Source organism: Chroococcidiopsis sp. SAG 2025 (assembly GCF_032860985.1).
Lineage (GTDB): Bacteria > Cyanobacteriota > Cyanobacteriia > Cyanobacteriales > Chroococcidiopsidaceae > Chroococcidiopsis.
Genome location: NZ_JAOCNC010000001.1, coordinates 3109123 through 3130321, shown reverse-complemented (window position 1 = coordinate 3130321; position 21199 = coordinate 3109123). Strand labels below are relative to the sequence as shown.

The window sequence follows — 21199 nt, the reverse complement described above, 5'->3', positions numbered from 1 at the left end:
ATTAGCAATTACCAATTACCAATTACCAGCTCACTAAAGGTAAAATAACCTTCTGGTTTATTTTTAAAATCTAGTCGATCGCGCTTGTTGGGAAACCACTCCATGACTCTACACGAAGTTTTCATGCCCGCTCTCAGTTCTACAATGACCGAAGGCAAAATTGTCTCTTGGGTCAAATCGCCTGGTGACAAGGTAGAAAAAGGCGAAACAGTCCTAGTGGTTGAGTCCGATAAGGCAGACATGGATGTGGAATCCTTTTATGAAGGATACTTTGCTACCATCCTCGTCCCAGCCGGAGAAGCTGCCCCTGTAGGAGCTACAATCGCCTTAATTGCCGAAACAGAAGCAGAAATTGCGATCGCGCAACAACAAGCGCAGTCGGGAAATCAAACAACTTCAGCACCTGCTGCTACAACTTCCCCAGGACAAACGGCTGATGTAGGGAATACAACCCCTACCCCAACTCCTGTCAGCACGGTTGCAGCTGAATCCCAAGTTGAGTCTCGAAATGGTGCAAGTCGTACTGATGGGCGAATTATCGCTTCACCCCGCGCTCGCAAGTTAGCGAAGGATTTAAAGGTCGATCTGAATACTCTTAAAGGTAGCGGTCCTTACGGTCGAATTGTAGCGGAGGATGTGGAAGCTTTTGCTGGCAAGACTACAGCCCCATCGGTTCCAGCCCAACCTCAAGTAACGACTCCCAGTGTAGCCCCAACGCCTCAACCAGCTGCTACCCCTGCCCCTGTAAGTACCGTTGCTGGCTCCGTGCAGCCCCTCACCACACTACAAAATGCTGTGGTACGGAATATGGTTGCTAGCCTGCAAGCACCTGATTTTCGGGTGGGTTATACCATTACTACCGATGCACTGGATAAGCTTTACAAGCAAATTAAGTCCAAGGGCGTAACAATGACAGCTTTATTAGCTAAAGCTGTAGCGGTGTCACTACAAAAGCATCCCTTGGTGAATGCTAGTTACTCAGAACAGGGAATTGTCTATCACCCCAACATCAATATTGCTGTGGCTGTAGCAATGGATGACGGTGGCTTAATTACTCCAGTGCTGCAAAATGCCGATCGATTAGATATTTATTCCCTGTCCCGCAATTGGAAGTCTTTAGTAGACCGTGCCAGAGCCAAGCAGTTGCAACCAGAAGAATACAACAGCGGCACGTTTACACTGTCAAATTTAGGGATGTTTGGCGTAGACCGTTTCGATGCCATTTTACCCCCAGGACAAGGAGCAATTTTGGCGATCGGTGCGTCGCGTCCCCAGGTTGTGGCTACATCTGATGGAATGTTGGGCGTGCGCCAGCAAATGCAGGTCAATATGACCAGCGACCACCGGATTATTTACGGCGCTCATGCAGCAGCGTTCTTGCAAGATTTGGCGAAGTTAATTGAAACGAACGCTCAGTCTTTGACAATGTAGCCTATCTCGCACTCTTGCGACTGTAAGTCGCGACTACACAAACTAAGTCTGCCTGCGCAGACTCACGGAAAACGCAGATTTAACCCGCGCAGGCGGGTTTTGTCTGTGTAGCAGCGAATTCTATTCGCCCAAACTCTTAACATTATCTACCGATCGCCAACCACTCCAAAGTAGAGACAATTTGGCATTCATTATTCAAAATAGTGAAAGTGAACCAAAAAGTAGGGAACAAAATCAAGTCACAATTTGCAACTTGCAATTTGCAATTAAATCCTAAATCCTACACATCACGCATTACGGATAACTGACAACTGTACGGGCGGGTATGAAGCGAAGATTATGGTTTTAGCCGTGAATCTGCTGGCTATACCCGCCCCTACGACAACTGATAACTAATAACTGATAACCGATCGCTCATATGTTAGATCTGATTAGCTCGGGGTTAGTTGGTTTTTGGCTAGGTGTGGCAGGGATACACCCTGAAGCATCAGCAGCATGGGAATTATTAGCGCTACAAACTGCTCCGGCACTAGTGCTGAACTCAGCACCGGATGGCGTAGCGATGACAACCTTGCAGCAGTATTTACAAGGGTTGAAAACCAAAGGAATAGCCAGCCCCGAGCAGGGAATTTGGATACAGTCGGGACCATTATTACTGAGCGAAAATAACGGTCGAGTTCCCTTACCGGCTGCCTCGCTGACAAAAATAGCTACATCCCTAGCTGCTTTAAAAACTTGGCGACCAAATCACCGCTTCCAAACGCTGATTAGTGCCACAGGACCGATTCAAAAAGGAGTTTTAGAGGGAGATTTAATCGTTACAGGCGGAGGAGATCCGCTGTTTGTTTGGGAGGAAGCGATCGCCCTGGGTAACAGTCTGAATCGATTGGGAATTTCTCGCGTTACAGGCAATTTGGTAGTGACTGGTAATTTTGCCATGAACTATCAATCCGATCCCCTCAAGGCTGGAGAACTGCTCAAACAAGGACTGGATGCCTCTACCTGGAAAGCTGCTGCCAAAATGCAATACTCTACCTTACCCCCAGGTACGCCAAAACCGCGTGTCGCGATCGCCGGAACCGTACAAGTCGCGGCGATCGCCAATCCCAAGCAAATCTTATTACTACGTCATCATTCTTTATCTTTGGCAGAAATTCTGAAGGAAATGAATGTTTACAGTAATAACGAAATGGCGCAGATGTTAGGGCAAATGTTAGGTGGAGCGCCAAGCGTGCGCCAAATAGCGGCAACAACCGCTGGAGTGCCAGACTCAGAAATTTTGCTGGATAATACTTCTGGACTAGGGATGGAAAATCAAATTTCTCCCAGGGCAGCTTGTGCAATGTTTATGGCAGTACAACGAGAATTACTTCCCTATAAGCTGAGCGTTGCCGACTTGTTCCCCGTGTCGGGACGCGATCGCCGAGGTACGCTAGAACTACGCCACGTCCCTGCGGGTGCTGTCGTCAAAACCGGAACCTTGAACGAAGTTAGCGCCTTAGCAGGAGTTTTGCCCACCCGCGATCGCGGTTTGGTTTGGTTTGTCATTATCAATAGAGGATGGCAGATTGAAAGTCTGCGCGCAGGACAAGACAAATTCCTGCAAAATCTCCTCCACAAATGGCACGCCTCCCCCGTCATTCCTACCGCGATCGCTCCCCACGCGATCGACGTTACCCCTACTCCCCTGGGTGCAGCGAGTCGAAACGAAATTTTGTACAAGGGATGACTGTTATCAGTAGAGAGTGACTAGTGAAAGCGTGGCTGGTGACAAGAATTGAGTCTAGCCACTAGTCACCAGCTACCAGCCACTCACAAAAGACAAATGACAAATTCAACAATCAACTTTTGTAACCAATTCAGCTTGATATTGTTTTAAATTTGCAAACAAACCTTAATTTTATGTAATTCTGCTTTAGGATCGGCTTGAGTGAAGCTAAGAGGCAAGAGGTGAAAGACAAACAGTCAGTTCTTTCCTACTCCCTACTCCCTACTCCCTAACAATGCGCATTTTAGTTGTAGAGGATGACGAGTTTATCGCTAATGCCCTAGATCTGGTCCTATCCGAGCAAAATTATGCTGTAGAAATAGCAGCCGATGGCGAATCAGGGTGGGAACTAGTTCAAGCTTACGAATATGACCTGATCCTGTTAGATGTCATGTTGCCAAAGTTGGACGGAATTGAACTGTGCCGTCGCGTGCGATCGCATGGTTACAAAATGCCAATTTTGTTGCTGACCGGACGAGATAGCAGTCACGATAAGGCAATCGGCTTAGATGCTGGTGCAGATGATTATCTTGTCAAACCGTTTGACCAAGAAGAATTATTTGCCCGCGTGCGAGCTTTATTGCGGCGTGGAAATACAAGTGTTTCGCCAGTATTAGAGTGGGGAGAGCTACGACTCGACCCGAGTAGTTGTGAAGTGACTTATAGCGGGCGATCGCTACAATTGACTCCCAAAGAGTACGCCTTGCTAGAACTGTTTTTACGGAACAATCGCCGGGTTTTCAGTTGCAGCGCCATTTTGGATCGTGTTTGGTCGTTTGATAAAACTCCAGGGGAAGAAGCCGTAAGGACGCAAATTAAAGGACTGCGGCAGAAATTAAAAGCAGTTGGCGCACCGGCAGATTCGATCGAAACCGTCTACGGGATCGGCTATCGTCTCAAGTCGCCATCGGTCAATAAACTCACACTACCATCATCTGAAGAGCCAAGCGAGCAGACGCGACAACAAACTCTTACGGCTTTAGCAGGAGTATGGGAGCGATTTCAGGGTAGGGTAAACGAGCAGGTAACGCTATTAGAACAAGCTACTACTCAAATCTTGCCAGCTCAACTGACGATAGAGCAACGTCACCATGCAGAACAAGCTGCTCACACTTTAGCAGGTTCTTTAGGGACTTTTGGTTTTGCCGCAGGTTCGCAACTAGCACGGAAAATCGAACGTAGTTTGCGAGCCAAAAAGCCGATGAGTCAAACAGAAACAAAGCATTTGCGAGAACTCGTAGCGGCTTTACGCCGCTCGATAGAACTAACTCCTCCCGAGCTGACAACACCTGTCACAGTTAAACAAGAGTTGCCGCAATTGTTAATTTTCAATAGCGATCGCCATTTAGCAGAGCCATTGATCGAAGAAGCGGGAGTGTGGGGCATTCAAGCAGAAATAGCCACTCACATAGAATCAGCTAGGAAAGCGATCGCTTTATCGCCACCCCAAGTCGTATTACTCGATCTTGATGGCAATACAGCAGACAGCTTAGCACTCCTAGTCGAACTCAAACATCGCTATCCCTCCTTGCCCGTTCTCGTTCATAGCAATCAAGATAATTTGATGATGCGACTAGAAGTCGCCCGTTGTGGCGGACATGCCTTTTTACCCAAGCCCGTACCGCCAGCCCAAGTTTTACAGGCAGTCACCCAATTGCTACCAAAGGAAGCGACAGCAGCTAAGGTGATGGTAGTGGATGACGATCCTCAGATCCTTGCTACCCTACGCAGCCTGCTGGAACCGTGGGGCTTGAGGACGATTTGTATCGAAGATCCTCGCCGTTTTTGGGAAACTCTAGAAGCCTCAGCCCCAGATTTGCTCATTTTAGATATCAATATGCCCCATTTCAGCGGCTTAGAGCTGTGTCAGATCGTGCGCCAAGATTCGCACTGGTGCGGATTGCCAATTTTATTTCTGACTGCCTACAGCGATGCCAATACGGTAAATCAAGTGTTTGCAGTTGGGGCGGATGATTTTGTCAGCAAGCCGATTGTAGGACCGGAACTCGTAAACCGAATCATGAATCGGCTCGACCGGATCGAACTTTTGCGCAACTTAGCAGAAATTGACCCGCTGACGGGAGTTGCTAATCGTCATAAATCTACTCAAGACTTAGAACGCTTGCTAAATCTAGCAAAGCGGCATCATCAGCCCCTCTGTTTGGTAGTTTTAGATATCGATCGCTTTAAGCTAGTCAACGATACCTGCGGTCATGCAGTGGGCGATGCGGTGTTACGTCAGCTGGGACAGTGGTTACTGCATTCGTTGCGTCGAGAAGATATAGTAGCTCGTTGGGGTGGTGAAGAATTCATCTGCGGTTTGTACGGCATGACCAGCCAAGACGGAGTACAGCGATTGACAGATATCTCGATCGGATGGCAGCAACAGCAGTCTACACACCCCCAATGCAACATACCCATCACCTTTAGCGCTGGAATTGCCCATTACCCGGAACACGGTGCAGATCTAGAAACTTTGTATCGTGTGGCAGATAAAGCTCTTTATCGCGCCAAGAAAAATGGGCGCGGGCGTGTGGTTGCATCTAAGGAGACAGTGACCAGCCACTCACCAATGACCAACAACCAATGACCAATGACAGCCAAACGCATATTAGTAGTTGACAACGAACCATATATCCAAGAGGTTGCCCAAATTTGCTTGGAGATGGTAGCGGGTTGGCAAGTTAGCACGGCTAGTTCTGGTAGCGAGTGTTTGCTCAAAGCCGCAGCCGAACAACCCGATGCTATCCTCCTTGATGTGATGATGCCTGAGATGGATGGATTAACAACTTATAAAGAGTTGCAGGCAAACCAAGCAACAAAACATATTCCCGTGATTTTCTTAACTGCCAAGGTACAACCAGCCGATCGCCGCCGCTACGCTCTATTAGGTATGAAAGATGCGATCGCCAAACCCTTCGATCCGCTTCAGCTAGCCTCTCAAGTCGCTACTACTTTGGGCTGGAATTAAATCATTACCAATTCGCCACTACTCCTCGATCGCTAATAACTGACAACTGATAACTGATAACTGTACGGGCGGGTTTGGAACGAAGATTATGACTAAAGCCGTGAATCTGCTGGCTAAACCCGCCCCTACGACCACTGATAACTGATAACTGTTTCCTCACAAGTTCCTCAAATTGTCAGCTTATTCTAACAATAGAAGCAGATCGGTTACCCTCAGACACGAGAAACCGAATTCTGCTTGCTCAGCACCAATCCTGTAAGAACAGATTTAACAAATTCATTCCAATTTTTCACAATTTATCGATATTTCAGCAAGACCCAACAACTAACAACCAACAACTAATTTTGGAGACTTGCCTATGAGTACGCGAGAAGAAGCAAGAGAGGCAATGACGCAGCAGCGCCAGCAAAAAGAAAATTTGCAGCAGTCTATGTTGCAGCGTACAGAAGCAGAGTTAGCTGACTCTGGAGAATCGGAAATCCAACAAACAGCCAGAGAACTCATGACCGAACAAAGGCAACAAGAAGAACACCTCCAGCAGTCTATGTTAAGCCGTTCTGCTGCTGAGGTAGGTCTACCCACCCAAACAGACCCATCTGTTCAAGCGCAATAGCTTGCTAGTGAATGTTAGTTGAATTAGGAGGAAAAAATATGTCGCTCAATAGAACATCACGGCAAGTCGTACAGTTTGTCTGGAATGCTTTAGCACAACTGGTAACTTATGTAGGAGCTGCGGTTAAGCGAATTTTTGCTCCGAACGACGACCAGTATCCAAATACAGGAGTTCAGCCTTTTGAAGGTGATATTAACGATAAAAAACACCATCCTAAAGCATGGTAAATGCAGAGATATTAAAGGTTAGCAATTAGGGGTTAAGACTATAAAACTAACCCCTGTACAGACGGGTTTTGTAGGAAGATTGTTGTCACTAACCATCGAGACTTTACTAAACCCGCCCCTATGGTTTCTGACTGCTGTACGGGCGGGTTTTGCGTGAAGATTATTGCTGTAAACTATCAATTTTTTGCTAAACGCGCCCCTACGATAACTGATGCGATCGCCTAACAAATCTAGGTTTTTGTATGCAAAATAACAGACATCCATGCGGTTTTTATTATATTGTGTCAATCTATCTTTGGATAGATAATCTCTTGACCAATGGTCGAGATGCAACTAACTAACAGGCTTGATGACAAGAAGAACGGTTGAAGCAGAATGGTTGTGATTATTTGCCATCGCTCAACCAGAGTGAATTGTGCTGCCACAATAGGAGAACTAGTTTACATCAGTTCATGTTTTTGTTAACAAACTTAACTAGAAGTTTTAAAAAATTTTTATTTTCTCACAAGTTCCTCATATTTATCACTTAGATTAAAAGTATGACGATTTATGCAGATTTTAGAGATTGAGAGATTGAGGTATAAAAAATGACTAAAGCAGTTGTGAATTTAACATTACCAATGGTGGTAGAACACATTGAAACTGCGTTAGAGGATTATCCTCATTACCCCTATCAAAAAGCTTTTGCAATTCCAGACTTACGCCAAAAACTGATTGCTTATGTTTTAAGCAGAGTTGCTAACTCCTATACAGTTTTAGAAGAAGGAGAAAATTCTACGACTTTTGGAAATTGTAGTTCTGACCGAAAATTGCAGATCGAAACCTTAGCCAAGCAAGGAATTCAAGATATCTTACAGCAATATTGGGAATGGATCGTTCACCATATTCCTTCAGAAACAGAATCTGGATTAGCACCTTCCCACTGGTTTGGTTAGATCGAGTTTTGAATTCTAAATTTTGAATTTGGTATTGTTAAAATTTGCTTCCGATAAATCTGCATAAATAGACTCAATCTTGCTTCTGTTTTACCTCAGTTCGTACACTTCTAACCCAAGCATCAGCCATGTCTACACCAACTTGTCCTTGTTGTTCTCAAACATTACTACGCCACATTAGTGCTAAAGGCATTTATTGGTTTTGTCCGGCTTGCTATCAAGAAATGCCAACCTTAGTTACAGAGGTTCTCGCAAGACGAAATCGAGAGTTAGTGACACTCAAAGTCTAATCGTCATCTCAACCGAGTTTAACTTTACTCAGAAGGAAATATTTTTTGAATCTGCTCTTTAATCCCAGCTAAATCGATGTAGAGATCGGCAACATTGATCAGACTATCACTAGTCATAGACCGAAGACTGACGACCTCTACACGTACACCTTGATAAGAAACTGCATCAACTGCATAGGCAAGATCTCCATTTCCACTAACTAAAACGGCTGTATTATAACAGCCAGCTAGGGTCATCATATCAACGGCTATTTCTACATCTAACTTTGCTTTTTTAGAACCGTCAGGAAATTGAATTAAGTCTTTACTAACGACGCGATAACCATTACGACGCATCCAAAGTAAAAAACCTTGTTGTTTATCGTTGATCGGATCGACACCCGTGTAGAAGAAAGCACGTAAGAGAGGGGCTTCTGCTGTTAACAAGCACAGCAGTTTAGTATAGTCTATTTCAATTCCCAGTTGTAAAGCAGCATAGAAGAGGCTAGAGCCATCGATAAAAATAGCGACTCGACCCCGACTGAAGGTATCTAATAGCTCACCGTTAGGGTGTGTGTTAGCCTCCTCGTAGGGGTTGATCTCTTTCTTCATATGTCTGGTCAAGATTTTGCTGCGATCGAGAACTTCATCTTGTGTTATCTCTTGATAAAAAGTCATTGATACCTCAGAATTTGGAGATTGAGTTTGACTAGAACGATAGCAAAATGTAATAACTTATTTATACTAAAACTACCTGTATCGAACCAGCTTACTAGTACAGGCATTGCTAATTTGGATTAAATTGTAACAAGCTCATCTGACTTGGTTAGCACGGTCATAATATATAAACACAAATGTAAGAGCGTAACTGTCTGGGAAAATTCACAGAATTTAAATCTAATCTGAAACTTTAACAATTAGCAGACTCAATCCATTGTCATTTAATACTCTTATCTATTAGGTATATATAATTTCAAAACGAATTGCTACATACGATACATAATTGATCGCTACAAGCGATACAAAATTAACAGTTAAGGATAAAAAGTTGAATATTCCTATAAATAAAACAATTTCTTTATTTCTTTATTCATAAATTAAAATGACTTAAATTTTCTTAAGAATAAAGTCTGAGTTTGTCGTAAAAATCAACAGACCAATCGCGAGGACAAGGAGAGTAAGGGAGTAGATCGCGATCGCCTTTTAGAGATTGCTACGTAAATCTTGTCGTCGGAAAATAACCATATCTTTGCCGACCACTGGACTACGAGCGATTATATTTCCTTTGGGATCGATCGCCTCTAAGCGACTGAAATCGAGTTCTTTGGATCTTTCTAGCATTTGAGCTGCTAATTTGTCTTGCTCGGAAGACGGGAGATCGTACCAATCATCGCCAAGCGTGACTACCAAATTGCTACCCCCAAAATTGGGTTGAATAGACTGTATTAATCCATCCGCAACGCGATCGCTAATTTCTTCAACTTGCTTTTGAATTGAGGCGACTAAAATCTCCTCTGGTGTCAGTTGTGCGATTAGGGTAAGTGCTGACTCAGGAGGTGTGTCACCCTTTACTGGCTGGGGTGCAGTTAACTCACTAGGAATAGCTATTTTTGGTTCCACTTCTATTGGGGGAGAAGGTTCATCCGTAAGAGACGGATTGGCAGAAGGCGTTGTAGCGATTGGTGTTTCTGGTTCAGAAGCAGGACTTGTTGTCACTGCTGACGGTTCCGGTGCTGTAGGGGAAGGAATTGCTGTAACTGCTGGTACTTCTGGTGCAGGCACAGGAGATGTTGTGACGACTGGTAGTTCCGTTCCGGGAGTAGGAGCAACTGCAATCTCTGTAGGTTTAGCTGAAAATAGACTTGAGGTTGTCAGCACCAAAACTACGACAATTCCTGCCATAATTCCGGTCAAAGCAGAGTTAGACAGCTTACCTGAAAGATTTGCTGGTAGCACAGAGCGAATTTTTCCCAAAACAGAACCCCAGCCATTTTGTAAAGGTTCCCACCAACTTGCTTCAGTCGTGGTTGTGGATTCTGCTTCTAGTTGAGCGATCGCTCCTTCTATAACTCCGATTGTGCCACGCAGCAGTTTAATTGTTTGTATTTTTACCGCTGCTTGAAAGGAATTTGTTTTTGGCTTACGTTCAGGGGAAGGTGACTTTTGGGAATTAGACGGTTCCTGTGACATAAATTTCTTCCTGCCAGGCAGCGAAACAATCGAAGATAAGTTAAATTCTTAGCGGGTGCTGCACCTAGCTTATCAGTTAACAGGGAGTAGGGAGTAGGAGCAGTGACCAGTACCAGTCAACCGTCAACCGTCAACCACCTAACTTATGAGTTTCAAACGCCGTCAATTTCTATTCCTGAGTACATTGAGCTTTTTTGGTGTGGCGCTGTGGAACAAAATCCACGGACGTGAATCTCCTACACAGCAAAAATCGGCAATTGCTTCTGGTGCTGACGATTTAAAACCTAAGCCATCTACAAAACCTTTGTTGCGATTTATCTCGGTGGCAGATACGGGAACGGGCGATCGCGGACAATATGCTGTAGCTGAGGCAATGACTGCCTATCACCGTCAAAACAAGTTTAATGTAGCAATTTTGGCGGGAGATAATATTTACAACAACGGCGAGATCGAAAAAATTCAAGCTGTATTCGAGCGTCCTTATCAACCTCTACTCAAACAAGGGGTAAAATTCTACGCTTGTCTTGGCAACCACGATATTCGCACCGCTAATGGCGATCCTCAAGTGCGCTATCCTGGCTTCAATATGCAAGGACGATTCTATACTTTTCGCCGCGATCCGGTACAGTTTTTTGCTCTCGATACTAACAGTAATGCCGATTGGGATACTCAACTGGCTTGGTTAGAAAAAGAACTCAGTCGCAGCGATGCTCCTTGGAAGATAGTATTTGGACATCATCCGGTTTATTCTTCGGGTCATTACGGCAACAATCAAACTTTTATTAAACAATTTACGCCACTGTTTGAAAAGTACGGCGTGCAACTCTACATTAACGGACACGATCACAATTACGAGCGATCGCGCCCGATTAATGGTACGACATATATGATTACTGGTGGTGGTGCGGGAACTCGTCCTGTAAATCGTTCTGAGTGGACGGCGCTTTCTGCAAGCAAGTTGAGTTTTGCTACATATGAAGTGTATGCCGACAGAATAGAAGTAAGTGCTATTGGTACAGATAATCGGGTTTTCGATAAAGGTAGTATCAAATTGCGATCGGCTTAGAAAACTATGAGAGTTAAGCAATTAAAAATGCGATCGTTCCGTGGGATTGGCGATTTGACGCTAGATTTTGATGCAACCGAACCCACGGTTCTTATTGGGATTAATGGAGTTGGCAAATCAAGTGTTCTGGATTGTCTTGCCATTCTTCTATCACATTTGATTCAAAAGTATATAGGTGATTGGAATAATAGAACAAAACGCTTTTTTAAAGCACAAGATATTAAAAATAGTATTAGTCAAGATTTCAAAAGTGAAATTACAATATTGTCCGAGTCAAAAGAACTAACGTGGTCAGTAGTTGGGAATGGTTTTTCTTTTTCAAATAACCTAGAGCAGCTAGACAGTTTAACTGACACCAAATTACCTTTAGTAATATATTATCCTGTCAACCGTGCAGTACTTGATATTGCTCTAGAATTACCTCAAAATTATATTTTTGATTTCATAGATATGTTGGAACAGGCAGTTACCGAAATCAAAATAAATTTCAATACTTTTTTTCAGTGGTTTAGATCTTGCGAAGATCTGGAAAATGAAGAAAGGCGAGATGACCATGAATATAGAAATCTTCATTTAGAAGCAGTAAGGCAAGCAATTTACTCACTACTTCCAAATTTTTCCAATCTAAGAGTAAGGCGATCGCCTTTACGAATGACCGTAAATAAAAATGGTCAAGAACTCATAGTAAATCAGCTATCTGATGGCGAGAAATGTTTGCTAGCAATGGTAGGAGACATAGCTAGACGCTTGGCGATCGCTAATCCATCCTTACCCGATCCGCTTCAAGGAAGTGGCGTAGTTTTGATTGATGAAATTGAATTACATTTACATCCTAAATGGCAACGAGAAATTATTCCGGCTTTGACTAGAACGTTTCCTAACTGTCAATTTATTGTGACTACCCATTCACCACAAGTAGTCAGCCATGTGAAACCAGAAGGAATTTATATTTTAGAAGCAACAGATACAGGTATTATTGCCAAACATCCAGAAAGTTCTTATGGCAGAGACAGCAATCGTATCTTAGAAGATTTGATGGGAGTACCAGAACGTCCCCAAGAAATCAAAAATCGTCTGCGTGATTTATTCAGACTTATTGATGAAGGAAATCTTGACGGTGCAAGAGAGTTACAAAAAGATTTAGTAGCAGAAATTGGTGCTGACGAGCCAGATTTTGCTAGCGCAGAGGTATTGATTCGGCGAAGGGAAATTTTGGGTAGGTGAAATATATTAGAAAGGGTGTGGAACCACAAAGTTTCTCCGCCTGGAAAGCGTTATCGAATAATGAATGGCAGCCAAATTGGGAGAATTTTAGTAAACCACAGAAAATAGATGTACATGAAGCTTTGCTACGAGAGCAAGGATACATATGTTGCTATTGTGGAATGCGGATAAATATCACCAGCAGCTATTGAACGACAATTAAATAGACCGAGTGACGACAACTAACTTGACTGCTACACCAAGTTGACGAGACGACAATTATCTTCAGCAACCGCTGCCAAAACAAAAGACACTAGGCAATGTCAATTAACGCCAATTAATGGACTGCCTAGTGTCGGGAAAACGAATTAATTTCAAACAGGTTCAAATATACATGAAAGCGAGAGAATCTGGCTGCACGCAGGAAACAGCAGCAGCAAAGGGAGGATTTTCGAAGCGTACAGGTAGACGCATTGATGCGGGAGCTCATCAACCGCAACGCGGACGACCCCATGACTGGCGTACCCGCAAAGACCCATTGGCTGAGGTATGGGACAGCGAACTAGTTCCGCTATTACAAAAACAACCGCAATTGCAAGCGATAACGTTGTTCGAGTACCTGCAGCAGAAGTATCCAGGCAAGTATGGGCAGTCTATCGTGCGGACGCTGCAACGACGAGTCCAGCAATGGAAAGCGACCAGGAGACCAGCGCAGTCAGTGATGTTTGAGTTAGAGCATCAACCAGGCGTAATGGGCTTGTCGGACTTCACCAAGCTCAAGCAGGTGCAAGTCACGATTGGCGGTCAACCCTTCGAGCATCTACTGTATCATTATCGACTTGCCTATAGTGGATGGCAGTACGTGCAAGTCATTCAAGGTGGCGAGAGTTTTGTTGCTCTGGCTGAAGGTTTGCAGAATGCCTTGGCAGCAAGCGGGGGTTGTCCACAAGAACATCGCAGCGATAGTCTTAGTGCCGCCTACCGTAACCTGGGTAAACGCACCGATGAAGATTTGACGCAAATGTATCAACGGCTATGCCAGCACTATAATTTGCGTCCCTCACGAAATAATCGCGGACTAGCCCATGAAAATGGTTCGATTGAGTCACCCCACGGCTATTTCAAACGACGGCTGCATCAAGCCCTATTGCTGCGCGGCTCGTGTGATTTTGATAGTGTTGCTGCCTATCAAGCGTTTATCTCTGGGATAGTTGAGAAGTTGAATACGCGCATTCAAGCCAAATTTCAGCTTGAGCAACCCTACCTGCATCCATTACCCAACTATCGTTATCCCGACTACGAAATCCTCAGCGTCAGAGTTACCACCCGTAGCACGATGACCGTGCGCTGCATCACTTACACTGTGCCGTCACAATTGATTGGCTTACGATTAACCCTTCACCTACATCATGACCGGATAGTCGGTTTTGTCGGCACGCAGCAGGTGGTAGAACTGCCACGCCTTCATGTACCTAGCCGCAGTCGGTTGCGGCGCTCCCGTTGCGTCAATTATCGTCACGTCATTGACAGCCTGCGACTGAAACCCCGTGCTTTTCTACACTGTACCTGGCAGCAAGAATTATTGCCTGACGACAACTACCGCCAATTATGGCAGGAGATGTTAACCCAGTTCGATTCCTACACGACGGCACGATTGATGACCGAGGCACTGTACATTGCTGCTAAACAAGATAAGGAACACGCAGTCGCACTGTATTTGGCTGACCACTTACGCTCTGGCACCCTTAGCTTGGTGGGACTGCAACAGCAGTTTCATCTGGGTGAGAGTGTGGCACATCCAACGCTTTCGGTACAGCAACACGACCTTTCCCCTTACGACTCTCTCTTGCATCATGTCCCCCAACAACAGCCAAATAACAGCCATCGAGACTCTGGGCTTCCTACTCAAAACACTCAAACTGCCCCACATGAACAACCATTGGCAAGAGTTGGAGCGTCAGGCTCTGGCTGGGGGCTGGTCACACGCTCAATTCTTGCTAGCACTGTGCGAATCCGAGGCAACACAACGTTATCAAGCGCGAGTGCAACGCGCCCTCAAAGATGCCCACCTGCCACCAGGAAAAGCTTTTTCCAACTTTGACTTCAGCCATTGCCCCAGCTTAAATCAGCCTAGCATCATGCAACTGGCTCAGGACAGAACTTGGTTGAAGCGGGGTGAGAATCTGCTGCTGTTCGGTCCTTCTGGAGTCGGGAAAACTCACTTAGCTGCTGCTGTCGGTCGCAGTTTGGTAGAACTGGGTGCACGAGTCAAGTTTCTGGGTGCCACCACAGCCGTGCAACTGCTACAAGCGGCGAAAGCCAACTTACAACTGCAATCAGCTTTACTCAAGCTCGATAAGTACGATCTGCTGATTCTTGATGACATTAGCTATGTCAAAAAGTCGGAAGTGGAAACATCAGTGTTGTTTGAGTTAATTGCTCACCGCTACGAACTCAAAAGCTTGATGATTACTGCCAATCACCCTTTCAGTGCTTGGGATGAAATTTTTACCGACTCTACTATGACCGTTGCTGCTGTAGATCGCTTGGTACATCATGCTGTCATTCTCGAAATCCTTGCACCCAGTTTTCGTCAACAAGCGGCTCTACAACGCTCTTCTTCTACTGACCAAAAGCAACCAAAATAATTGTCGCGCATTCGTCAAGATAGTTGACATTTCATAAGCAGCCATATCGAACATTTTAAACCACGTAAATTATTCCCGAAAATCGCATTAGAATACTCTAATCTTCTTGCTTCCTGTCCAGGGGAAGGTGAAGAAAGAGCGACCGAACAATTACCCCAATTACCTCTGAAATCGAAACATTGCGGACATCAAAAAAGTGAATGGTATAATCCAAATTTGACTGTCTCCCCCTTACAAGAAAACTGTGCTGAATTCTTCAGATACACAGCTTTTGGGGAAATTCTTCCCACAGATGACTTGCTCATGCAGGCGGCTGGACAAGAAACTATTGAGAGATTAGGACTAAATAATTCTAAGCTAGAGGCAACAAGACGCAGGCAACTTCAGAGAAGTTTACCACTGCTTGACGGACTCACAGATGCAGAAATTCAAAAACTAGCTGAAGGATTCGATCAACTCGATTCTAACGGACAATATACGCCGTTTTGTGCTGCTATTACTTATATTCTCAAACAGTACTTTGTGACTTAACTTAAGTGTATCTACCCGCACCTTGTTGGTATGGTTCTGTAATTTCTCACCTAGTATCTTTGTCCTGTAACGATCGCACCTGCATTTACCTATTCGTCTTCAAAAAGTAAAGATTTTTTACCGCGCAACGATTGAGTAAATAAAGCCCACCCAACTTGATTAGCTTACGAATTTTGGCGATGGGCGTTACCTGCCCTAAGTTATGTCAAAGCAACAACTGGCTGCTGCCAGCGCCCTACTGCTCTGCCAATAACGCTGAGTTCCTGCATTAAGCGATCGAATCTTTGCGGTGTGAGGGATTGGGGTCCATCAGATAGGGCTTTAGCAGGGTTTGGATGGACTTCTATCATCAGCGAATCTGCACCCGCCGCGATCGCCGCCATTGCCATTGATGGTACGTATTCTGCCCTTCCCGTGCCGTGGCTGGGATCGATCGCAATTGGTAGGTGAGTCAGCGATCGCAACACGGGAATAACTGATAAATCTAGGGTATTTCGCGCATACTGGCGATCGAAGGTACGAATACCCCGTTCGCATAAAATCACGTTGGGATTACCCGCAGCCATAATATATTCAGCCGCCATCAACCATTCTTCAATTGTGGCTGACATCCCTCGTTTTAAAAAAACTGGTTTAGGTTGCGCTCCCACTTTTTTCAACAGCGAGAAATTTTGCATATTCCGCGCCCCGACTTGGACGACATCGGCGACTTCTACAATCTTGTCCAAATCTTCCGCGTCCATCACTTCAGTAATGATGCCCAAGCCCGTAGCTTCCCGTGCAGCAGCTAACAAGCCTAAAGCACTTTCACCATGTCCTTGGAAAGCATAAGGAGATGTCCGAGGTTTGTACGCTCCACCGCGCAACAGTTTAGCTCCTGACGCTTTGACATACTGCGCCGTAGCCACGATCATCTCTTCATTTTCAACCGAGCAGGGACCCGCAATTGTCACCACTGGATGACTTTGACCGATGTGAACTGCTCCGTCGGGCGTTTCGATCGCTACGTCTGTAGGTTGTCCGTGACGAAACTCTAAACTCGCACGTTTGAATGGTTGTTCTACTCGCAAAACTTGTTCGATCCAAGGACTAATTTCTTGCAGTTGCAACGGATCGAGTGCGGCTGTTTCGCCGACTAATCCGATGACAACTTTATGTTTCCCCACAATCCTCTCAGGCGTTAGCCCTCGACCGCACATTTCTTCACTAATGCGATCGATCTCTTCTTGTGGCGAACCAACTTTCATCACAATAATCATGCTAAATTCCTTATTCAGTTATCAGTTGTCAGTTGTCAGTTATCAGTGACCAGTTACTATCGACTACTCACGACTCACTGCTCGCTAAATAAACACTCAGTTGAAATTTTTATATAACGAAGGGTTGACACTCTCACCGAAGCAGTCTGTGACTGTAGCGGGAGATTCTTAAGAGATTTTCACTCTTAGAGGCTGTGCCAAAACAGCCACTACCCTCTCCAGGCTAAACCCATCGAGGCTACATTTTCTCCCAATATTAGCAGCGCCATTTGCGTCAGCCGAAACCAAATGCCCTACCTTAGTACGATACAAACCACGTTTAATCCGCTTGCCAGAAAATTTGTATTCTCTGGGATTGTCAGGATTGTATGTGGGAAGATCGTCACTATCCAAAAAGCTTGCCTTACTTGTATAAGATTCCTCTTGTTCGACGAAGGTAATGCCATACCTTTCGCACAAAGATTTGAGTTTATTTCTCAAGCTCCAATGTGGAATTTGGACAAAGTTTTGATTGTTTCTGCTACCAATATTAATCTCTTGTTTCCAGCCCTGATTGACACCGACAATCACGGTTCCGACTTTACGTTCAATGCACCAATCGATAATATATCGAGCAGTTTTATTCAGGTAGTCCCTAACGCGATTGTTCCGGTTCATCGTCAATCTAGCTTGACGAACGGTCGCTCCCTTAATCCCTTGCAAGTCCTTGATACTAGACAGCCTTGCGTTTTCTTTGTTGAACCACTGGTTAAAAGATTTAAGCGGTTTGCCATCCACAATAAAGGATGCCCCAGTAGTACTAACACAAGTAGCAAGATTGTCAAGCCCCAAGTCAATTGCGATTTGATTATTTGGCTCTACAAGTTGTGGCTCTGGTTCCGCCTCAATAATATATTCAACCTCAAAGAATCGAGCTTTGTATTTGGGCAGAATGCGAACCTCTTTCAATTTTTTCCCAACCAATCGAGAGGGAAACTTGATTCTCACACCACCAAATTGTTTTCTGAACTCATTGGACATGGGAATTTCCAAGTACCCTTCTTTCACTTTGACTCTTGGCATTATCAAAGGAAAATAACCATCTTTGGGCAAGTACCCAGGCAATCGAATTTGCTCGAAGCGGTAAAATCCATGTTTCACCGCTTTAATCAGGTTAAAGAAGGAACGAAACGAACGATCTACCACCTTCAGCGTTTGCTGTGCGATATCGGTATTGAGAAGTTTGTAATTCTCATTTCCTTTGCAGTGATGGTAGTTCGATTCGTAGCGCAAGTATCGAGATTCTGCGAAAAAGAATTGTCTAACAGAGTAAAGCCCTACATTGTAAAGGTTTTTACTCAAATGGCACAGTTCTCTCAACGCCAAAAACTCTTGCTTGCTCAAGTCTCGAATTTGGCACTTTTGAGTTAAGTACATCTATCTACTTTCGCTATAAAATTACTATACCGCGAAACTTATGTGGTGTAAACTCATATCTTGTCCTCCCTTTCCTGAGCGGGTGCGTTGCGCGGGTTCCCCGCGTTGTAGCGCCCCGCGTCTCCCGCTAAATCCCGAAGGGATTATAGTCGGGAGTCTCTAGGGAGGTTGAGAGATGAAAAGTTAAAGATTGTGCGATCGCCATGCAAAAGCCCTGTTCGTTTCCTTTTCACCCACTCGCCTCGTTCAAGTTAGGTTAAGTACTAAAAGTTGGTGGCTGACATTTTAGTTAAACATTCTTTTGCCGATTTGCTCGCCAAGCTTCTACCATACGCCCCCAGTTAGTCTGGAACTCTTGTCCGCCCCAGATGCCTCCGATTCTATCTTCATCCCAAGAAGCAGAGAGAATACCGTAGGTAATTCCTAACACGCCTAAGCCAAAACATCCCATGCTTACCATCAACACGGCTATGGGAGGCAATCTCAACCAGCCGTTGCTCACAACTATGTAGCTGACAAAAAAGGTAGATACCCCGAAAAATGTTGGTATCCCAGCAAACGCCGCCATCCGCCGTGCCATCCGACTGCTAACAACTTTAGGAATAGCGATTTCTTCCTTTTCCCGCTTCGTTAACTTGCGGTTCGGTTGTGCTTTGGTTTCTTGAGTCGCAGAGGCTTGTGCCTTGGGAGGTTTTTGGCGCTTCCTAGCAGGTTCAAACGGGAGGCGATCGCTTTGCTTTTGCGGTTCTTCAGCTGCCATAGTTTCCAACCCTTTCTAACCTCGGATACCGAGACGAGCTAATAAATTCTGATATTTTTGTTTGTCTTCACTTTGCAAGAAGCTTAACAGCCGCTTGCGCTGTCCGATTAATTTTAACAAACCCCGTCGCGAAGAGTGGTCTTTCTGATTGCTGCGTAGATGCTCGCTGAGACGGCTAATCCGCTCTGTTAGCATTGCTATTTGCACTTCAGTCGATCCCGTATCGGTATCGTGAACTTGATATTCGGAAATAAGCTCTTGCTTGCGCTGTTGTGTCAGTGCCATGATTTACTCTTTAGTCATAAAATGCCGCGATTTTTCATTGTACCACAGGCTTTTATAGTGACCAGTTATCAGTAGAGAGTGGTGCGTGAGAAGAGGGAAGAGGCTTTCTGGTTTTTCTTCCCCAGCTCTCTTATTTCCTTGTCCTTTGATTCGGCGATGTAGCGCCATCCTTCAGTTCTACAATGGAAGTAAGCCACAGTTGAGGAATAAGCCATGATTTTGCGCTACATTCTGGCATGGATTCCCATGGTATTTATTGGCATTATCAATGGTGTGATTAGGCAGGTCACATACGGGAAATATTTCAGTGAGCTACGCGCCCATCAAGTTTCATCTGCTAGTGGAGTCTTGCTATTAGGTCTTTACATATGGACGATCGCACATCTGTGGGGTTTTGATTCACCCAAGCAGGCGATCGCCGTTGGATTGCTCTGGCTGGGGCTTACTGTTATCTTTGAATTTACTTTTGGTCACTTCGTTGCTGGGCATTCATGGAGCAAGCTGCTGAGCGACTACAACATTTTGGCAGGACGAATTTGGCTCGTAGTCCTCATCTGGGTTGCTATCGCTCCTTGGTTGTTTTCCCGGTTTCTAGCTTAAGCAACAATACACAGCACATCCATAAATCAATCTACTTTTTCATGTGTGGTATCTGGTGATAGCAAATTTCTTGCCTTGGCGGAATCAGCTGCAATTTGTGCTTTCAGTTCATCCAGGGAAGCAAACTTTTTTTCCGGTCGGATAAATTCCTCTAATTGAACGGCGATCGCTTTACCATAAAGATCGCCCGACCAATCAAACAAATGTACTTCTACCGTTAGCCCAATTCCGTTAACAGTAGGACGATAGCCAAGATTCATCACTCCAGCTGCCAAAGGTAGCAAGCAAGATTGACAATCCAACCTCTCGCCTTCTAGACAGACTTTCACGGCATAAACACCAAGGCGGGGTAAAAACTTATTTTCGGGTAACTGAATATTAGCTGTGGGAAAGCCAATAGTTCTTCCTAGCTGCTGTCCTTTGACGACCTTACCTTGAAGAGTATAAGGACGAGCTAATAACAACTCAGCGCGTTTGACATTGCCTTCAGTTAATGCTTGTCGAATCGCAGAACTGCTAATTCTCTCGCCTTCACAATTGTAGTTTGGCAAAATCGCCACGGGAATACCAAATCGAGTCGCGATCGCCTGTAAATCTGTTGCCGTACCGCTCCGCTGCTTGCCAAAGCGAAAATCTTGTCCAATGCTAATTGTTTTCGCTTGCAGTTGTTGTACTAATATTTGCTCGACAAAATCTTCAGGGCTTAACGCTGCTAGCTCTCGGTTGAAGGGTAGCAATACCAACTGCTCGATCCCCCAATTGGATAACTGCTGGACTTTCTCTGGTAGTGGTGTCAGTAGCTGGCGAGACTGTCCGCTAAAAAACTCCTGCGGGTGAGGGTTAAACGTCACCACTGTTGAATGGAAAGCCGTTAATTCCGAATTCTGACTTCCGAATTCCGAATTCTTCACGACAGGCTGAATCACTTGCTGATGCCCGCGATGCAAGCCGTCAAAATTTCCCAGGGCAACAGCAGTTGGAGTTAGAGCGTTAGTAGTAGATTCAGTTATCCACACGCTTTACATTT

At 44.9% G+C, this 21199-nt stretch carries 21 protein-coding genes and 1 pseudogene; 14 read left to right on the top strand and 8 right to left on the bottom strand.

Annotation, left to right across the window (positions count from 1 at the left end):
* The first annotated feature begins 102 nt into the window (after positions 1–102).
* The 4 genes from N4J56_RS15130 (at position 103) to N4J56_RS15115 (ending at position 6170) form a co-directional block, all read left to right on the top strand.
* Complete coding sequence (locus tag N4J56_RS15130; protein ID WP_317107191.1) at positions 103–1431, top strand: dihydrolipoamide acetyltransferase family protein; 1329 nt, start codon at positions 103–105, stop codon at positions 1429–1431.
* Between the two features lie 418 nt (positions 1432–1849).
* Entirely contained in the window at positions 1850–3160 is a 1311-nt protein-coding gene (locus N4J56_RS15125) for a D-alanyl-D-alanine carboxypeptidase (protein WP_317107190.1), read from the top strand.
* Positions 3161–3434: 274 nt separating this feature from the next.
* Positions 3435–5789, top strand: a complete 2355-nt coding sequence (locus N4J56_RS15120; protein WP_317107189.1) for a response regulator — start codon at positions 3435–3437, stop codon at positions 5787–5789.
* A 3-nt stretch (positions 5790–5792) separates the two neighbouring features.
* Positions 5793–6170, top strand: a complete 378-nt coding sequence (locus N4J56_RS15115) for a response regulator (RefSeq protein WP_192154385.1) — start codon at positions 5793–5795, stop codon at positions 6168–6170.
* A gap of 4 nt (positions 6171–6174) precedes the next feature.
* Here N4J56_RS15115 and N4J56_RS15110 read toward each other — a convergent pair whose 3' ends face one another.
* Entirely contained in the window at positions 6175–6330 is a 156-nt protein-coding gene (locus N4J56_RS15110; protein WP_317107188.1) for a hypothetical protein, read from the bottom strand.
* Between the two features lie 198 nt (positions 6331–6528).
* On the opposite strand from N4J56_RS15110, the gene N4J56_RS15105 reads away from it, so the two are divergent.
* The 4 genes from N4J56_RS15105 (at position 6529) to N4J56_RS15090 (ending at position 8235) form a co-directional block, all read left to right on the top strand.
* Entirely contained in the window at positions 6529–6783 is a 255-nt protein-coding gene (locus N4J56_RS15105) for a hypothetical protein (RefSeq protein WP_317107187.1), read from the top strand.
* Positions 6784–6821: 38 nt separating this feature from the next.
* A complete protein-coding gene (locus N4J56_RS15100; RefSeq protein WP_317107186.1) occupies positions 6822–7010 on the top strand; it encodes a hypothetical protein in 189 nt (62 codons plus the stop codon).
* Between the two features lie 587 nt (positions 7011–7597).
* On the top strand, positions 7598–7945 hold the full coding sequence (locus tag N4J56_RS15095) for a hypothetical protein (RefSeq protein ID WP_317107185.1): 348 nt from the start codon (positions 7598–7600) through the stop codon (positions 7943–7945).
* Positions 7946–8073: 128 nt separating this feature from the next.
* Entirely contained in the window at positions 8074–8235 is a 162-nt protein-coding gene (locus N4J56_RS15090; protein WP_165587686.1) for a hypothetical protein, read from the top strand.
* Positions 8236–8259: 24 nt separating this feature from the next.
* Here the strand turns inward: N4J56_RS15090 and N4J56_RS15085 are convergent, their stop codons facing one another.
* A complete protein-coding gene (locus tag N4J56_RS15085) occupies positions 8260–8892 on the bottom strand; it encodes an NYN domain-containing protein (RefSeq protein ID WP_317107184.1) in 633 nt (210 codons plus the stop codon).
* Between the two features lie 525 nt (positions 8893–9417).
* Positions 9418–10404, bottom strand: coding sequence for a hypothetical protein (locus tag N4J56_RS15080; protein WP_317107183.1), 987 nt, complete (start codon positions 10402–10404; stop codon positions 9418–9420).
* A gap of 145 nt (positions 10405–10549) precedes the next feature.
* On the opposite strand from N4J56_RS15080, the gene N4J56_RS15075 reads away from it, so the two are divergent.
* From N4J56_RS15075 to N4J56_RS15055, 5 genes and pseudogenes are all read left to right on the top strand, one after another.
* The gene (locus N4J56_RS15075; protein WP_317107182.1) at positions 10550–11470 is read left to right on the top strand and encodes a metallophosphoesterase family protein; all 921 of its coding nucleotides are present in this window, start codon (positions 10550–10552) and stop codon (positions 11468–11470) included.
* A gap of 6 nt (positions 11471–11476) precedes the next feature.
* Positions 11477–12694, top strand: coding sequence for an AAA family ATPase (locus N4J56_RS15070; protein ID WP_317107181.1), 1218 nt, complete (start codon positions 11477–11479; stop codon positions 12692–12694).
* Between the two features lie 319 nt (positions 12695–13013).
* Positions 13014–13940, top strand: a pseudogene (gene istA / locus N4J56_RS15065) (IS21 family transposase); the annotation flags it as partial.
* Positions 13941–14526: 586 nt separating this feature from the next.
* Positions 14527–15321, top strand: coding sequence for an IS21-like element helper ATPase IstB (gene istB / locus N4J56_RS15060; protein WP_317104990.1), 795 nt, complete (start codon positions 14527–14529; stop codon positions 15319–15321).
* 33 nt (positions 15322–15354) lie between these two features.
* Positions 15355–15852: a retron system putative HNH endonuclease gene (locus N4J56_RS15055; RefSeq protein WP_317110640.1), complete on the top strand. Its 498-nt coding sequence runs from the start codon at positions 15355–15357 to the stop codon at positions 15850–15852.
* A 200-nt stretch (positions 15853–16052) separates the two neighbouring features.
* Here the strand turns inward: N4J56_RS15055 and aroF are convergent, their stop codons facing one another.
* The 4 genes from aroF to rpsO all read right to left on the bottom strand — a co-directional run bounded on the left by aroF (position 16053) and on the right by rpsO (position 19572).
* Positions 16053–17111 (bottom strand): 3-deoxy-7-phosphoheptulonate synthase, encoded by a 1059-nt coding sequence (aroF, locus tag N4J56_RS15050; protein ID WP_317107180.1) that lies wholly within the window; start codon positions 17109–17111, stop codon positions 16053–16055.
* A 168-nt stretch (positions 17112–17279) separates the two neighbouring features.
* Entirely contained in the window at positions 17280–18527 is a 1248-nt protein-coding gene (locus tag N4J56_RS15045) for a transposase (RefSeq protein WP_317107179.1), read from the bottom strand.
* Positions 18528–18816: 289 nt separating this feature from the next.
* On the bottom strand, positions 18817–19287 hold the full coding sequence (locus tag N4J56_RS15040; RefSeq protein WP_317107178.1) for a PAM68 family protein: 471 nt from the start codon (positions 19285–19287) through the stop codon (positions 18817–18819).
* Between the two features lie 15 nt (positions 19288–19302).
* Positions 19303–19572 carry a 30S ribosomal protein S15 gene (gene rpsO / locus N4J56_RS15035; protein ID WP_015154123.1) on the bottom strand — a complete coding sequence of 90 codons (270 nt, stop codon included), beginning with the start codon at positions 19570–19572 and terminating at the stop codon, positions 19303–19305.
* A 213-nt stretch (positions 19573–19785) separates the two neighbouring features.
* Between rpsO and N4J56_RS15030 the strand changes: the two genes are divergently transcribed.
* A complete protein-coding gene (locus N4J56_RS15030) occupies positions 19786–20172 on the top strand; it encodes a hypothetical protein (protein WP_317107177.1) in 387 nt (128 codons plus the stop codon).
* A 26-nt stretch (positions 20173–20198) separates the two neighbouring features.
* On the opposite strand, the gene N4J56_RS15025 is transcribed toward N4J56_RS15030, so the two are convergent.
* Positions 20199–21188 (bottom strand): bifunctional riboflavin kinase/FAD synthetase, encoded by a 990-nt coding sequence (locus tag N4J56_RS15025; RefSeq protein ID WP_317107176.1) that lies wholly within the window; start codon positions 21186–21188, stop codon positions 20199–20201.
* Positions 21189–21199 lie beyond the last annotated feature (11 nt).

Excerpts from the sequence above, each read along its gene's own strand:
- N4J56_RS15130 (WP_317107191.1), top strand. The coding sequence starts at position 103 with ATGACTCTACACGAAGTTTTCATGCCCGCTCTCAGTTCTACAATGACC.
- N4J56_RS15125 (WP_317107190.1), top strand. The coding sequence starts at position 1,850 with ATGTTAGATCTGATTAGCTCGGGGTTAGTTGGTTTTTGGCTAGGTGTG.
- N4J56_RS15120 (WP_317107189.1), top strand. The coding sequence starts at position 3,435 with ATGCGCATTTTAGTTGTAGAGGATGACGAGTTTATCGCTAATGCCCTA.
- N4J56_RS15115 (WP_192154385.1), top strand. The coding sequence starts at position 5,793 with ATGACAGCCAAACGCATATTAGTAGTTGACAACGAACCATATATCCAA.
- N4J56_RS15105 (WP_317107187.1), top strand. The coding sequence starts at position 6,529 with ATGAGTACGCGAGAAGAAGCAAGAGAGGCAATGACGCAGCAGCGCCAG.
- N4J56_RS15100 (WP_317107186.1), top strand. The coding sequence starts at position 6,822 with ATGTCGCTCAATAGAACATCACGGCAAGTCGTACAGTTTGTCTGGAAT.
- N4J56_RS15095 (WP_317107185.1), top strand. The coding sequence starts at position 7,598 with ATGACTAAAGCAGTTGTGAATTTAACATTACCAATGGTGGTAGAACAC.
- N4J56_RS15090 (WP_165587686.1), top strand. The coding sequence starts at position 8,074 with ATGTCTACACCAACTTGTCCTTGTTGTTCTCAAACATTACTACGCCAC.
- N4J56_RS15085 (WP_317107184.1), bottom strand. The coding sequence starts at position 8,892 with ATGACTTTTTATCAAGAGATAACACAAGATGAAGTTCTCGATCGCAGC.
- N4J56_RS15080 (WP_317107183.1), bottom strand. The coding sequence starts at position 10,404 with ATGTCACAGGAACCGTCTAATTCCCAAAAGTCACCTTCCCCTGAACGT.
- N4J56_RS15075 (WP_317107182.1), top strand. The coding sequence starts at position 10,550 with ATGAGTTTCAAACGCCGTCAATTTCTATTCCTGAGTACATTGAGCTTT.
- N4J56_RS15070 (WP_317107181.1), top strand. The coding sequence starts at position 11,477 with ATGAGAGTTAAGCAATTAAAAATGCGATCGTTCCGTGGGATTGGCGAT.
- istB (WP_317104990.1), top strand. The coding sequence starts at position 14,527 with ATGTCCCCCAACAACAGCCAAATAACAGCCATCGAGACTCTGGGCTTC.
- aroF (WP_317107180.1), bottom strand. The coding sequence starts at position 17,111 with ATGATTATTGTGATGAAAGTTGGTTCGCCACAAGAAGAGATCGATCGC.
- N4J56_RS15045 (WP_317107179.1), bottom strand. The coding sequence starts at position 18,527 with ATGTACTTAACTCAAAAGTGCCAAATTCGAGACTTGAGCAAGCAAGAG.
- N4J56_RS15040 (WP_317107178.1), bottom strand. The coding sequence starts at position 19,287 with ATGGCAGCTGAAGAACCGCAAAAGCAAAGCGATCGCCTCCCGTTTGAA.
- rpsO (WP_015154123.1), bottom strand. The coding sequence starts at position 19,572 with ATGGCACTGACACAACAGCGCAAGCAAGAGCTTATTTCCGAATATCAA.
- N4J56_RS15030 (WP_317107177.1), top strand. The coding sequence starts at position 19,786 with ATGATTTTGCGCTACATTCTGGCATGGATTCCCATGGTATTTATTGGC.